Source organism: Pseudogulbenkiania subflava DSM 22618, assembly GCF_900177275.1.
GTDB classification, from domain to species: Bacteria; Pseudomonadota; Gammaproteobacteria; order Burkholderiales; family Chromobacteriaceae; genus Pseudogulbenkiania; species Pseudogulbenkiania subflava.
This window is the reverse complement of sequence record NZ_FXAG01000002.1, coordinates 238,931-253,427: the sequence shown is the minus strand read 5'-3', so window position 1 is coordinate 253,427 and position 14,497 is coordinate 238,931. Positions and strand designations below refer to the sequence as shown.

Below are 14,497 nucleotides of genomic sequence, written 5' to 3'. Positions count from 1 at the left end.
CGACAGCCCGCTGCCTGTCCAGGTTTGTGCCTTCAGCCCACAATCACTGAACACGCATGAAACACACCCAACGTCCCGAACAGATCGACCTGCTGCCCTACCTCGGCAAATGGCTGCTGCTGGCCAGCGCCGTCGCCGCGCTCGCCGGTTCCGCTTCCGCCTTGTTCCTGTTCGCCCTCGACTGGGCCACGGCCAGCCGCGTCGCGCAGCGCTGGCTGATTGCGCTGCTGCCGCTGGCCGGCTTCGGCGTCGGCTGGCTCTACCTGCGCTTCGGGCAGCGCGTCGAAGCCGGCAACAACCTGCTGATCGACGAAATCCACGACCCGAACAGGGTCATCCCGCTGCGCATGGCGCCCCTGGTGCTGGGCGGCACCGTACTCTCCCACCTGTTCGGCGCCTCGGTGGGCCGCGAGGGGACGGCGGTCCAGATGGGGGGTGCGCTGGCCGACCAGTTCACCCACCTGTTCAAGCTGCGCCACGAGGATCGCCGCATCATCCTGATGGCGGGAATCAGCGCGGGCTTCGCCTCGGTGTTCGGCACGCCGCTGGCCGGCGCCATCTTCGGGCTGGAAGTGCTCGCCATCGGCCGACTGCGCTACGACGCCATCCTGCCCTGCATGGTGGCGGCAATCGTGGCCGACCAGGTCGGCCTGTTGTGGGGCGTGCATCACACCCACTACGCCATCCCCTTCATCCCGCCGCTATCGGTCTGGGGACTGACGGCGACGGTGATCGCCGGGATGCTGTTCGGCCTCACCGGCAAGGTCTTCGCCGACCTCACCCACGGCCTGGGCGGCTGGATCAAGCAGCGCATCGGCTACGCCCCGCTGCGGCCGTTGCTGGGGGGGATCGTGATCGCTGCCGCCGCCTACCTGCTGGGTGCCGACCGCTACCTCGGGCTGGGCGTTCCGACCATCGTGTCGGCGTTCCAGCAGCCGCTGGCGCCGTACGACTTCGCCGCCAAGATGGCCTTCACCATCGTCTCGCTGGGCAGCGGCTTCAAGGGCGGCGAGGTCACTCCACTGTTCTACATCGGGGCGACGCTGGGCAACGCCCTGGCGCCGCTGCTCGGCATGCCCCTGCCTCTGCTGGCCGGCATCGGTTTTGTCGCGGTGTTCGCCGGCGCCGCCAACACCCCGATCGCCTCGACGCTGATGGCGATCGAGCTGTTCGGGCCACAGGTCGGCGTCTACGCCGGCATGGCCTGCGTGGTGAGCTACCTGTTTTCCGGGCACACCGGCATCTACCGCTCGCAGCGCATCGGCCACGCCAAGCACCGCGACACGCCGGAGGGCATCAAGCTGGGCGAACTGTCCGCCTACCGCAAAGAACAGCTGCCGCGCTCCGCTACCGAACAAACCAAGCCGTGAGACGGCGAAATGGCGCCATGAAAGACACAGCCGCCCTGCGCCCGTGCTGATGGCATAGCCACGTGCGCCGGGGATCATCGAGAGAGTCGCCGAAGCGACAGAGCCCCCCTGCTCAAGCTCTTTACCAGCCTGATCGTGGATCACCCTGGTTGCACCACGCCCGGCATGACATTCGACGCGAGCCCCTCCCTTCCTCGACAGCCCTAATGCTCGTCACCGACCAATGATTAACATTTGGTTATTGATTCTAATTTTTTATAAGTGGATATGATAGTTGTGATCTGAAATACTAAGGGTCAGAACCAGTGGACGCGCCGTCCGCCTTGACCGGCCGGGCCCTACCGGAGGCTCTCAGCCCGGGCGACTCGGCACCAGGAAAAGCCGCCCGAGCACGGCCGCCCCGAGCGGGGCAGGACGACCCGGTCCCGCCAAGCCCTTCACCACCCCCAGGGAGTTGAACGACACATGGAATTCGATCTGACAAGCGCACGCCCCGAGACCCTCGCCACCGGCTGTGTCATCGTGGGCTTTTACGCCCCGCGCACGCTGTCGCCGGCAGCGGCCAGCCTCGACCAGGCCAGCCAGGGAGCGATCAGCGAGGCGCTGCAGCGCAGCGAGGCCGACGGCAAGCTCGGCAGCTCGCTGCTGCTGCACTGCGTGCCGCAACTGCCCGGCAGGAGCGTGCTGCTGGTCGGTCTGGGCACGGCCGACGATCTCGGCGCTGCCGACTACCTCAAGATCTGCCGCGCGGCGGCCAAGATACTGGCCAAGAACCCGTGCGGCAGCGTCGCCAGCTACCTGCCGGAACTGCCGGTGACCGGACACGACCACGACTGGAAGGTGGAAAAGGCAGCGCTCAGCCTGTCCGAGGCGCTGTATCGCTTCGAGCGTTTCAAGACCCAGGCCGGTGACGACAAGCGCCCGTTCAAGACGCTGCTGCTTGCCGCTGGCGACAGTGCCAACCGCACCGGCCTGGAACGGGCGCAGGCCATCGGCCGCGGCATGCAGCTGACGCGCGACCTGGCCAACCTGCCGGCCAACGTCTGCACCCCGGTCTACCTGGCCGACACCGCCCGCGACATGGCCGAGCGGCTCGGCGCCGAGGCGCAGATCCTGGAGCCGGCCGCCATCGACTCCCTCGGCATGCACTCCTTCCTGGCCGTGGCCCAGGGCTCCGCGATTGGCGCTCGTCTGATCGTGCTGCAGTATCGCGGCGCGGCATCGGCCGACGAGCGCCCGGTGGTGCTGGTCGGCAAGGGCATCACCTTCGACTCCGGTGGCCTGTCGCTCAAGCCGCCGGCCAGCATGGAGGGCATGAAGTACGATATGTCCGGCGCCGCCGCGGTGCTGGGGGCGTTTCAGGCGGCGGTCGAACTCGCGCTGCCGATCAACCTCCGCGTCGTCATCCCCACCTGCGAGAACATGCCCTCCGGCCACGCACTGCGCCCCGGCGACATCGTCACGACGATGTCCGGCCAGACTGTCGAAGTCCTCAACACCGATGCCGAGGGTCGCCTGATCCTGTGCGACGCCCTGACCTACGCGGCGCGTTTCAACCCCGCCGCGGTGATCGACGTGGCAACGTTGACCGGTGCCTGCGTGACCGCACTGGGCCACGTCACTTCCGGCCTGTTCGCCAACGACGACGATCTCGCGCGCGACTTGCTGACCGCCGGCATCGAAGCGGGTGACCGCGCCTGGCAACTGCCGCTGCTCGACGACTACCAGGAGCAGCTGGACAGCACCTTCGCCGACATGCGCAACATCGGCGGCAGCGCCGCCGGCAGCGTCACCGCGGCCTGCTTCCTGTCGCGCTTCGCCAGCGCTTACCGCTGGGCGCATCTCGACATCGCCGGCACCGCCACCGGCCGCGACGACAAGAGCGGCGCCACCGGCCGGCCGGTTCCGCTGCTGGTGCAGTTTTTGCTGCAGCAGGCGGCAGGCAATCGGCCCCGATGACGCCAACGTTTTAACCTGACTGGCTCCTTTGGTTGGAGTGTGTTCCCTTGCCCCCGATTTCGGGGGATTTTTTTTTGGCTCTTCCCGGATTACCGGGGAAAAGCGGTGTCGATCTGTCGCTGCAAATAAAAAATGCCGGGAGCGATCCGGCGTTCGGGTAAGGGATTGGCGCAGCAGGCTTACCTCTTCTCGTAGACCGGCTGGCCGCCGTGCTGGCGCTCCGCTTCCAGCTTGTCTTCTGCCTAGCGGCCGGTCCCGTAGTCGGCGTTCTTGATACCGAGCTTCTCGGGATGGAACACAGGATCCCCCCTACGCCTTCTGTGCCTCGTCGTCACGCAGCACGATAAGGACCGATATCTGCCACACCAGGATCGCGGCAATGTTGAGCCAGGCCACCACGCCGGCGATACCTATACAACGCCTTGCCATCCGAGCCCGGCACCTTGTACCGACCGGCGATTCGCCTCCTTAAGGCCGCCGCCGACGCAGCGGGAGCGCCAGACCCGGGCTGCCGTGGCGTATGCCAAGTGGCATTTGTGGCCAGCGCACCCCTGCAATGGCATATGCAGCACTACCTGACAAAATGCAAAATATAAGTGTATTTATCCATAAAAATAAAAATATATAGTGAAAAAACTATACTGTTAGTTTTTATACTATGCCTTCTCGCTGGACACCCTATTCCCGCGAAAACGACCGCTCCGAGTGCCCACCAGCGCTCGGCCGGTCCATAACAAGCAGCCGCTCAGTGCTGCGACAAATAAGGCGGCGCCGCGGCCAGATCGGCCCGGACGCCCTCCCCTGCTCAAAGATGGAGAAACCTGATGCAGAACCAGCAAGACCACTTGCACCGAGGCCTCGAAGAGAGGCATATCAACCTGATGGCGCTCGGCGCCGCCATTGGCGTCGGCCTGTTCCTGGGCTCGGCCAGCGCGATCAAGATGGCCGGCCCGGCCATCATGATCTCGTACGCGCTGGGCGGCTTCGCCATTTTCCTGATCATGCGCGCGCTGGGCGAAATGGCGATCCACAATCCGGTCGCCGGCTCGTTCAGCCGCTACGCGCAGAACTACCTCGGCCCCTTGGCCGGCTACCTCACCGGCTGGAACTACTGGTTCCTGTGGATCGTTACCTGCATGGCCGAGATCACCGCGGTCGGCGTCTACATGGGCGTGTGGTTCCCGGACGTGCCGCACTGGATCTGGGCGCTATCGGCGCTGGTCGTGATGGGTTCGGTGAACTTCATCGCGGTCAAGGCCTACGGTGAGTTCGAGTTCTGGTTCGCGCTGATCAAAATCGTCACCATCGTGCTGATGATCATCTCCAGCCTCGGCATGATCGTGTTCGGCTTCGGCAACGGCGGCCTCGCCACCGGCATCGCCAACCTGTGGACGCACGGCGGCTTCATGCCCAACGGCGTCAAGGGCATCCTGATGTCGATGCAGATGGTGATGTTCGCCTACCTCGGCGTCGAGATGATCGGCCTGACCGCCGGCGAAGCGAAGAACCCGAAAAAAACCCTGGCTCGTGCCGTGGATTCGGTGTTCTGGCGCATCCTGATCTTCTACGTCGGCGCCCTGTTCGTGGTGATGTCGATCTACCCGTGGGATCAGATCGGCACCAGCGGCAGCCCGTTCGTAATGACCTTCGAGAAGATGGGCATCCCGGCCGCCGCCGGCATCATCAACTTCGTGGTGCTGACCGCCGCGCTGTCGTCGTGCAACAGCGGCATTTTCAGCACCGGCCGCATGGTGTACAACCTGGCGCAGCAAGGGCAGGCGCTGCCGGTGTTCGCCAAGGTGGGCAAGAACGGCGTGCCGAACGCCGCCGTGCTGATCTCGGTGGTGATGCTGCTGGGTGGCGTGCTGCTCAACTACCTGGCACCGAAGGAAGTGTTCACCTGGCTCACCGCGATCTCGACCTTCGGCGCGATCTGGACCTGGGCGATCATCCTGCTGTCGCAGCTCAAGTTCCGCCGCACCCTGAGCCCGGCTCAGCTGTCGGCCCTCGAGCATCGCATGCCGCTGTTCCCGTACGGTTCGTACATCGCGCTGGCCTTCCTGGTGCTGGTGGTGGGTCTGATGGCCTACTTCCCGGACACCCGCATCGCGCTGGTGATCGGGCCGGGCTGGCTGGTGCTGCTGGTGGTGCTCTACTATGTCCTGGGCTACCACCGCCAAAGCGGCGAGCCGGCGCTGAAGACCGCACGCCAGTCGGCATAACGCATTCCCCGACAAGAAAAAACGGCGACTCGATGAGTCGCCGTTTTTTTATCGCCATGCCTTCGGTTCAGCCGAAGAAGTCCTTCAGCTTGTCCATGAAGGACTTGGCACGCGGGTTGTGCATGGCGGTATCGCCCTGGCTGATCGACTCGAACTCGCGCAGCAATTCCTTCTGGCGCTCGGTCAGGTTGATCGGCGTTTCCACCACGACGTGGCACATCAGGTCGCCGTAGTCGGCGCCGCGCACCGCCTTGATACCCTTGCCACGCAGCCGGTACTGGCGGCCGGACTGCGTCTCGGCGGCGATCTTGACCTTGGCCATGCCGTCCAGCGTGGGGATTTCCACCTCGCCGCCCAAGGCCGCCGTAGCAAACGAAATCGGCATCTCGCAGTGCAGGTCCATGCCGTCGCGCTGGAACACCGGGTGCGCCTTGATGTGGGTGACCACGTACAGGTCGCCCGACGGGCCGCCGTTCTGTCCTGCCTCGCCCTCGCCGGAGAGGCGGATACGGTCACCCTCGTCGACGCCGGCCGGAATCTTCACGTTCAGCGTCTTGTGGGTCTTGACCTGGCCGGCACCGTGGCACTTGTTACACGGGTCGGTGATCTGCTTGCCGCTGCCGTGGCAGGTCGGGCAGGTCTGCTGGATCGAGAAGAAGCCCTGACTCACCCGCACCTGGCCGTGGCCGCCGCAGGTCGGGCAGGTCTTGGGCTGGGTGCCCGGCTTGGCGCCGCTGCCGTGGCAGACGTCGCAGTTCTCGTGCGATGGAATGCGAATCTGCTTCTCACAGCCACGCGCCGCCTCTTCCAGCGTGATCTCCATGTTGTAGCGCAGATCGGCGCCACGGTAGACGTTGGAGCGCCCACCACCGCCGCCGCCACGGCCGCCGAAGATGTCACCGAAGATGTCGGAGAAGGCGTCGGCGAAATCACCAAAGCCCTGGCCGCCGCGCGCGCCGGCGGCGTTGGGGTCGACCCCGGCGTGGCCGAACTGGTCGTAGGCCGCACGCTTCTGCCCGTCAGACAGGATCTCGTAGGCTTCCTTGACTTCCTTGAACTTCTCCTCGGCGTCCTTGCTGTCCGGATTGCGGTCCGGGTGGTACTTCATCGCCAGCTTGCGGTACGCCTTCTTGACGTCGTCGTCGGAGGCATCGCGGTTCACGCCGAGAGTGTCGTAATAATCACGTTTGGACATGCTGTTCTACCTTGGGGCCATCCGCCAGGGCTGGCCGAAAAGGGGGATTCCGAAACAGGAAAGGCACAGGGGCCGGAGGAAAGCCCTCGGAACCCTGTGCCTCTCTAGAGCCGCCGCCGACACGCAGCATCGGAGCCGGCCCTAGGCGCAAGAACGCTTACTTCTTGTCCTTCACTTCTTCGAACTCGGCATCCACCACGTCGCCTTCGTCCTGCTTGCCGGCACCAGCTGCACCCTCGGCCGCACCCGCTTCGGCCTGGGACTGGCTGTACATCTGCTCGGCCAGTTTGTGCGAGGCGGTCATCAGTGCCTGCACCTTGGCTTCGATGACGTCCTTGTCGTCGCCCTTCACCACTTCCTCGGCTTCCTTCAGAGCAGCTTCGATGGCGGCCTTCTCGTCGGCGGAGACCTTGTCGCCGTGCTCGGCCAGCGATTTCTTCACCGAGTGGATCATGCCTTCGGCCTGGTTGCGGGCCTGTACCAGCTCGTGCAGCTTCTTGTCTTCTTCGGCGTTGGCCTCGGCGTCCTTCACCATGCGCTGGATTTCTTCCTCGGACAGGCCGGAGGACGCCTGGATGGTGATCTTGGCTTCCTTGCCAGTGCCCTTGTCCTTGGCCGACACGTGCAGGATGCCGTTGGCGTCGATGTCGAAGGTCACTTCGATCTGCGGCATGCCGCGCGGCGCGGCCGGGATGTCGGACAGGTTGAACTGGCCCAGCGACTTGTTGGCCGAGGCCTTCTCGCGCTCGCCCTGCAGCACGTGGATGGTCACCGCGGTCTGGTTGTCATCGGCGGTGGAGAAGGTCTGCTGCGCCTTGGTCGGGATGGTGGTGTTCTTCTGGATCAGCTTGGTCATGATGCCGCCCAGCGTCTCGATACCCAGCGACAGCGGGGTCACGTCGAGCAACAGCACGTCCTTGCGGTCACCGGACAGCACCGAACCCTGGATGGCGGCACCCACGGCCACGGCTTCGTCCGGGTTCACGTCCTTGCGCGGGTCTTTGCCGAAGAACTCCTTCACCGCATCCTGCACCTTCGGCATGCGGGTCTGGCCGCCGACCAGGATCACGTCGGAGATGTCGTTGATCGACACGCCGGCGTCCTTCAGGGCGACACGGCACGGCTCGATCGAACGGGCGATCAGGTCTTCCACCAGGCTCTCGAACTTGGCGCGGGTAATCTTCATCGCCAGATGCTTCGGACCGGTAGCATCCATGGTGATGTACGGCAGGTTGACTTCGGTCTGCGAAGCGGACGACAGCTCGATCTTGGCCTTTTCCGCGGCATCCTTCAGGCGCTGCAGCGCCATCACGTCGTTCTTCAGATCCACGCCCTGCTCGCGCTTGAACTCGGTCACGATGTAGTCGATCAGGCGCTGGTCGAAGTCTTCGCCGCCCAGGAAGGTGTCGCCGTTGGTCGACAACACTTCGAACTGATGCTCGCCTTCCACGTCGGCGATCTCGATGATCGAGATGTCGAAGGTGCCACCCCCCAGGTCATACACGGCGATCTTGCGGTCGCCTTCCTGCTTGGCGAGGCCGAAGGCCAGCGCGGCTGCGGTCGGCTCGTTGATGATGCGCTTGACGTCCAGACCGGCGATGCGGCCGGCGTCCTTGGTAGCCTGGCGCTGGCTGTCGTTGAAGTAGGCCGGCACGGTGATCACGGCTTCGGTCACTTCTTCGCCGAGGTAGTCTTCGGCGGTCTTCTTCATCTTGCGCAGTACTTCGGCGGAAATCTGCGGCGGCGCCAGTTCCTGGTCGCGCACCTTGACCCACGAGTCGCCGTTCTTGGCCTTGGTGATCTCGAACGGCATCAGGTCGATGTCCTTCTGCACTTCTTTTTCTTCGAAGCGGCGGCCGATCAGGCGCTTGATGGCGTACAGGGTGTTCTTCGGGTTGGTCACGGCCTGACGCTTGGCCGGGGCGCCGACCAGGATCTCGCCGTCTTCCATGTAAGCAATGATGGACGGGGTGGTGCGAGTGCCTTCGGCGTTCTCGATCACCTTCGGATGGCCGTTCTCGATCACCGACACGCAGGAGTTGGTGGTGCCCAGGTCGATACCAATGATTTTGCCCATGTTTAATTCCTTTCCTTGACTCTTTACGGCGTACCGCAATCGCGATAGTCAGCGCCTGTTGACTGGATAGGTAATGGCTATGCCCACGTTTTCAAGAGGGCTTCGGCCAACCTTTTTACTGTTGGCTCTTGGCCTTGGCGACCACCACCATGGCCGGACGCAGCACGCGGTCGGCCACCTGGTAACCCTTCTGCATCACGCGCAGCACGGTGTTCGGCTCGGCGTCCGCTTCTTCCATGCTGATCGCCTGATGGCGGTGCGGATCGAGCGCCTCGCCGACCGGGTTGATTTCCTTGATCTGGGCCTTGTCGAAGGCCGACACCAGCTGCTTCAGCGTCAGGTCGACGCCAAACTTCAGATTGTCGAACTGGCCGCTCTGGTCGGCCAGCGCCATCTCCAGGCTGTCCTTCACCGCCAACAACTCGTTGGCAAACTTGTTGATGGCGTACTTCTGTGCGTTTACCACCTCTTCGGCCGTACGACGGCGCAGGTTCTCCATTTCGGCGCGGGAGCGCAGAAACTGCTCGCGAGCTTCGGCCAACTCGATTTCCAGTGCGGCAACGCGCGCCTCCGTGGTCGGCTCGACCGCGCTATCGGCGGGAGCCTGGGCGGCGGTGCTGTCCACGGCCTCGTTAACCGGATTCTGTTGGTTTTCCTGCATGACGATTCCCTTGTTAGCTAGGCGATTGAGGATGACCTGACGCTAGGTAGGGGCTTTGGCGAAAATTTCAAGAGAGCGCGGTCGACGCGCAAGCGAACCAAGCAACCGCTCGTTTGGGAACTTTTGCTTTCGGAAATGGAAAAAAACAGCATGGCATTTCATTCGTTTTTTGTCGGTTTTGTTACCTTTTGAAAACAAAGGATTTTTTTGTGCTGCACTGCACACATTACGTTTTTTTTATGTTTAAATGGACTCACAGCACACGACGACCAGCAGGTCTGTCTCCCTTACGGAATAGGCTTCGGCGGTCGAAAAGACAACGGGCAAAACACGTTGTCAATAAAAGGTGACGGTAAAACCGATTCATCATAGCCAGAGGAATGCCGGCTTAATTTACCGGTTTACTAAAAAACGTAATCGAGAAGGATTCAAGCATGACGACTCGCGAACAACGCATTGCCGCCATCCAAAAAGACTGGGACGAAAATCCGCGCTGGAAAGGCATCAAGCGTGGTTACACCGCTGCCGATGTAGAACGCCTGCGCGGCTCCGTTCTGGTGGAACATACCCTGGCTCGTAACGGTGCTGAAAAGCTGTGGAACCTGGTCAACAACGAACCGTACATCAACTGCCTTGGCGCGCTGACCGGCGGTCAGGCCATGCAGCAGGTGAAAGCCGGCATCAAGGCCATCTACCTGTCCGGCTGGCAAGTCGCCGCCGACAACAACGAATACTCCGCGATGTACCCGGACCAGTCGCTGTACCCGGTTGACTCGGTGCCGAAGGTCGTCGAGCGCATCAACAACGCCTTTACCCGTGCCGATGAAATCCAGCACTCCAAGGGTATCGAGCGCGGCGACGCCGGCTACACCGACTACTACGCCCCGATCGTGGCCGACGCCGAAGCCGGTTTCGGCGGCGTGCTGAATGCCTACGAGCTGATGAAGGCGATGATCCGCGCCGGCGCCGGTGGCGTGCACTTCGAAGACCAGCTGGCTTCGGTGAAGAAGTGCGGTCACATGGGTGGCAAGGTGCTGGTACCGACCCAGGAAGCCGTACAGAAGCTGATCGCTGCCCGTATGGCGGCCGACGTCTACGGCGTGCCGACCCTGGTGATCGCCCGTACCGACGCCGAAGCGGCCGACCTCTTGACCAGCGACTGCGACGAGCGCGATCGTCCGTTCCTGACCGGCGAGCGCACCGCCGAAGGCTTCTACAAGACCCGTAAAGGCCTGGAGCAAGCCATTGCCCGCGCCGTGGCCTACGCCGACTACGCCGACCTGGTATGGTGCGAAACCGGTACCCCGGACCTCGAGTTCGCCCGCCGCTTCGCCGAAGCCGTTCACGCCAAGCACCCGGGCAAACTGCTGGCCTACAACTGCTCGCCATCGTTCAACTGGAAGAAGAACCTGGACGATGCCACCATCGCCAAGTTCCAGCGCGAACTGGGTGCCATGGGCTACAAGTACCAGTTCATCACCCTGGCCGGCATCCACAACATGTGGTACAACATGTTCGATCTGGCGCAAGACTACGTGGCTCGCGGCATGTCCGCCTACGTGGAGAAGGTGCAGGAGCCGGAATTCGCCGCCCGCGAACGTGGCTACACCTTCGTTTCGCACCAGCAAGAAGTCGGCACTGGCTACTTCGACGACATCACCACGGTGATCCAGGGCGGCAAGTCCTCGGTGACCGCGCTGACCGGCTCGACCGAAGAAGAACAGTTCCACTAAGATCCAAGCGTTCGACTGAACGGCAATTCGACCCTGCCGTCTGTGTCAAGCAACCCCCGCCTCGGCGGGGGTTTTTCGTTGCGGCGCCATCCAGGCATCGCTCTATTGTTTCCCGGCGCAACAAGATCACGCGGGGGACCGCCCATCCTGGCAGGTGGCCACTACGCGCGGCCCTGATCTCAAACGAATCAGCAGCACCTCTACCGGCACACTCCTGCTGTTCCCCGCGCCAACCGGACACAAGGTCGTCGCAGCCTTCAGGCCATGGGCCGGCCGGCGGCGACACCCGGCCGACCGATTGGCCTCAATCCGCCGGCCGCCCAGCAAAAAGGCCGGCAAAAGCCGGCCCTGGATGCCTACGGAGCGTCGCCTCGGTCAGGCGCGCACGTGCAGCAGCGAGCGGCGGCGCGAATAGCCGAAGTACACCACCAGCCCCAGCACCAGCCAGACCACGAAACAGAGCCAGGTCAGCGCCGCGAGCTGCGTCATCAGGAACACGCAGAACACGATAGCCAGCGCCGGAATGTACGGCACGCCCGGGCAGTGGAACTTGCGCGGCAGGTCCGGTTCACGCTTGCGCAGCAGGATGATGGCGGCGGCGATCAGCGAGAACGCGGCCAGGGTGCCGATGTTCACCAGCTCGGCCAGCGTGCCCAGCGGCACGAAACCGGCGATCAACGCGATGATGGTACCGATCAGCCAGGTGGCCTTGTACGGCGTGCCGTATTTCGGATGCACCTCGGAGAACACCTTGGGCAACAGGCCGTCGCGCGACATCGCGAACAGGATGCGGGTCTGGCCGTAGGTCATCACCAGGATCACGGTGAGCATGCCCAGGATCGCGCCCAGATCGACGAAACCGGCGAACCAGTCGAGCTTGGCCACCTGCAGCGCCAGCGACACCGGGTGGTCGATGCCCTTGAACTGCATGAACGGCACGATACCGGTCATGATGGCGGAAACGATCACATACAGCACCGAACACACCGCCAGCGACCAGATCACGCCCTTCGGGATATCCTTCTCAGGGTTCTTCACCTCTTCCGCGGCGCAGGTCACGGCGTCAAAGCCGAGGAAGCTGAAGAACACGATGGCGGCGCCGTGGAACACGCCGGTCATGCCGTACGGCAGCGCCGGATTCCAGTTGGCCGGCTTGACGTGCCACACCGCGATGGCGATGAACAGCACCACTACCGCCACCTTGATCATCACCACCACGTTATTGACCTTCTTCGACTCCTTGATGCCGAACGCCAGCAGCGCGGTGATCAGCATGGCGATCACGAACGCCGGCAGGTTGAACACCGTCTCCACGCCGGGGCGGGCGCCGGCCGCCGCGGTCAAGGCGTCGGGCAGATGCAGGCCGAAACCGGCGATCAGGCTCTGGAAGTAGCCGGACCAGCCCACCGACACCGCCGACGACGCCAGCAGGTATTCCAGCATCAGGTCCCAGCCGATGATCCAGGCGATCAGCTCGCCCAGCGTGGCATAGGCGTAGGTATAGGTGGAACCCGACACCGGCAGCATGGACGCGAATTCGGCGTAGCACAGCGCGGCGAAACCGCAGGCGATGGCGCCGATGACGAAGGACAGCACCAGGCCAGGGCCGGCCACGGTGGCCCCGGTGCCGGTCAGGACGAAGATGCCGGTGCCGATGATGGCGCCGATACCCAGCATGGTCAGGTCAAAAGCGGACAGCTCCTTGCGGAGCCCCTGTGAGGTGTGGGCGGCAGACAGCATGCCCCTCACGCTCTTCTTGCGCATCAAGCTCATGTTTCAAACAGTCCCCGAGTGTTCACGGTGTGCCAAATGCCATGCGCCCGCCGTGAGGCGGGCGCATGGCAGAAATGGGTCAGGGCACACGGCGCTCCGAAAATAACTCGTCAATGCGCGAAGACAGCCAATAAAGCCACCTACACGAAGACGAAACGGCGTGATATTACCTCAATGCACAGGCCAGACAAGGTAAAACTCATACCCCATACTCGCCGCTGTCATAGCCGCCATGGCCCAGGCTGCAACAATCCGGCAAACAGGCGCGCAAAATAGCAGCCTTTGCCCTCTATCGGAAACACTGCACCCCGATCCATTGATCCAGCGCAATTTCACACCTTATTCCGCCACACGGCGAAGGTGCCGGCGAGGCCACCATATGCCGCAGCGAACGACACTGCGAGCAGCCGAACGCCCTACCGCCAAAACACCGCCAAGGCGACGCCACGCGCGGGGTACCGGGCATGCCGATCATGCGCAGCGCCGCGCTCAACCCCAATAGCCCGGTTCGGCGTAGCAGGCCTTGAGATGGTCGATGAAGTGGCGCACCCGCAGCGGCAGGAACTTGCGCTGCGGCACCATGGCGTACACCGGGTAATCCGGCGAGGAAAAGCTGTCCAGCACTGTCACCAGCCGCCCTTCGGAGAGGTCATCCTTGACCTCCCACAACGAGCGCCAGGTGAGCCCGTACCCCTTCAGCGCCCAGTCGTGCAGCACCGCGCCGTCGTTGCATTCCAGGGTGCCGGAGACCTTGAGGTTGACCGGTTCGCCGTCGCGGGTGAAGGTCCAGCCACGGCTCTGGCTTTCGCCCAGCGACAGGCAGTTGTGCTGCGCCAGGTCGTCCAGCGTGCGCGGCGTGCCGTGGCGCTCCAGGTAGCTTGGCGCGGCCACCACCACGCGATGGTTTTCGGCCAGGCGGATCGCCACCAGGCTGGAATCGGACAGGTCCGAAATCCGGATGGCGCAGTCGACGCGGTCGCGCACCAGGTCGACCAGGCGGTCCGACAGGTCGAGCGTCACCTTCACGTCCGGGTGCAGCAGCTGGAAGCTGGCGGCGTGCGGGGCAACGTGACGGCGGCCGAAACCGGCCGGAGCGCTTACCCGAAGGTGGCCGCGCGCACGCGCGCTGCCGGACGCCACCGCCGCCTCGGCTTCGGCCAACTCGGCCAGGATGCGCAGGCTTTCCTCGTAGAAGGCGCTGCCCTCCTGCGTCAGCGTGACGCTGCGCGTGGTGCGCACCAGCAGCTTGGCGCCGAGGCGCTCCTCCAGGGCATCCAGACGGCGGCCGATCACGGCCGGCACCACCCCCTCGATGCGCGCTGCCGCCGACAGGCTGCCGTGTGCCACCACCGCGACCAGGGTTTCGAGTTGCTTGAACGTGTCCATTAGCTCACAAAAAGTAAAAGATGCTATGGCATCTTAGGTCTTTTTTTGTCATATAAACATCACTAAACTGATCCCAGCGCATCGCGATACCATTTATGTCAAATTAAGAGGGAATATTCCC

General features: G+C 63.5%; 9 protein-coding genes. 4 read left to right on the top strand and 5 right to left on the bottom strand.

Going from position 1 to position 14,497, the window contains the following annotated elements:
• Positions 1 to 56 precede the first annotated feature (56 nt).
• The 3 genes from B9N72_RS02750 to B9N72_RS02740 all read left to right on the top strand — a co-directional run bounded on the left by B9N72_RS02750 (position 57) and on the right by B9N72_RS02740 (position 5,551).
• On the top strand, positions 57 to 1,370 hold the full coding sequence (locus B9N72_RS02750) for a voltage-gated chloride channel family protein (RefSeq protein ID WP_085274911.1): 1,314 nt from the start codon (positions 57 to 59) through the stop codon (positions 1,368 to 1,370).
• Positions 1,371 to 1,835: 465 nt separating this feature from the next.
• Positions 1,836 to 3,329, top strand: a complete 1,494-nt coding sequence (locus B9N72_RS02745; RefSeq protein WP_085274910.1) for a leucyl aminopeptidase — start codon at positions 1,836 to 1,838, stop codon at positions 3,327 to 3,329.
• Between the two features lie 824 nt (positions 3,330 to 4,153).
• On the top strand, positions 4,154 to 5,551 hold the full coding sequence (locus tag B9N72_RS02740) for an amino acid permease (protein ID WP_085274909.1): 1,398 nt from the start codon (positions 4,154 to 4,156) through the stop codon (positions 5,549 to 5,551).
• Between the two features lie 67 nt (positions 5,552 to 5,618).
• Here B9N72_RS02740 and dnaJ read toward each other — a convergent pair whose 3' ends face one another.
• The 3 genes from dnaJ to grpE all read right to left on the bottom strand — a co-directional run bounded on the left by dnaJ (position 5,619) and on the right by grpE (position 9,484).
• A complete protein-coding gene (dnaJ, locus tag B9N72_RS02735) occupies positions 5,619 to 6,746 on the bottom strand; it encodes a molecular chaperone DnaJ (protein ID WP_085274908.1) in 1,128 nt (375 codons plus the stop codon).
• Between the two features lie 157 nt (positions 6,747 to 6,903).
• Entirely contained in the window at positions 6,904 to 8,823 is a 1,920-nt protein-coding gene (dnaK, locus tag B9N72_RS02730; RefSeq protein WP_085274907.1) for a molecular chaperone DnaK, read from the bottom strand.
• Between the two features lie 115 nt (positions 8,824 to 8,938).
• The gene (grpE, locus tag B9N72_RS02725; protein WP_085274906.1) at positions 8,939 to 9,484 is read right to left on the bottom strand and encodes a nucleotide exchange factor GrpE; all 546 of its coding nucleotides are present in this window, start codon (positions 9,482 to 9,484) and stop codon (positions 8,939 to 8,941) included.
• A gap of 434 nt (positions 9,485 to 9,918) precedes the next feature.
• Here grpE and aceA point away from each other — a divergent pair, with 434 nt between their 5' ends.
• Positions 9,919 to 11,217 carry an isocitrate lyase gene (gene aceA / locus B9N72_RS02720; RefSeq protein WP_085274905.1) on the top strand — a complete coding sequence of 433 codons (1,299 nt, stop codon included), beginning with the start codon at positions 9,919 to 9,921 and terminating at the stop codon, positions 11,215 to 11,217.
• A 375-nt stretch (positions 11,218 to 11,592) separates the two neighbouring features.
• Here aceA and B9N72_RS02715 read toward each other — a convergent pair whose 3' ends face one another.
• Positions 11,593 to 12,990, bottom strand: coding sequence for a branched-chain amino acid transporter BcaP (locus B9N72_RS02715; RefSeq protein ID WP_085274904.1), 1,398 nt, complete (start codon positions 12,988 to 12,990; stop codon positions 11,593 to 11,595).
• Between the two features lie 489 nt (positions 12,991 to 13,479).
• Positions 13,480 to 14,376, bottom strand: coding sequence for a LysR family transcriptional regulator (locus B9N72_RS02710; RefSeq protein ID WP_085274903.1), 897 nt, complete (start codon positions 14,374 to 14,376; stop codon positions 13,480 to 13,482).
• Between the last annotated feature and the right edge of the window lie 121 nt (positions 14,377 to 14,497).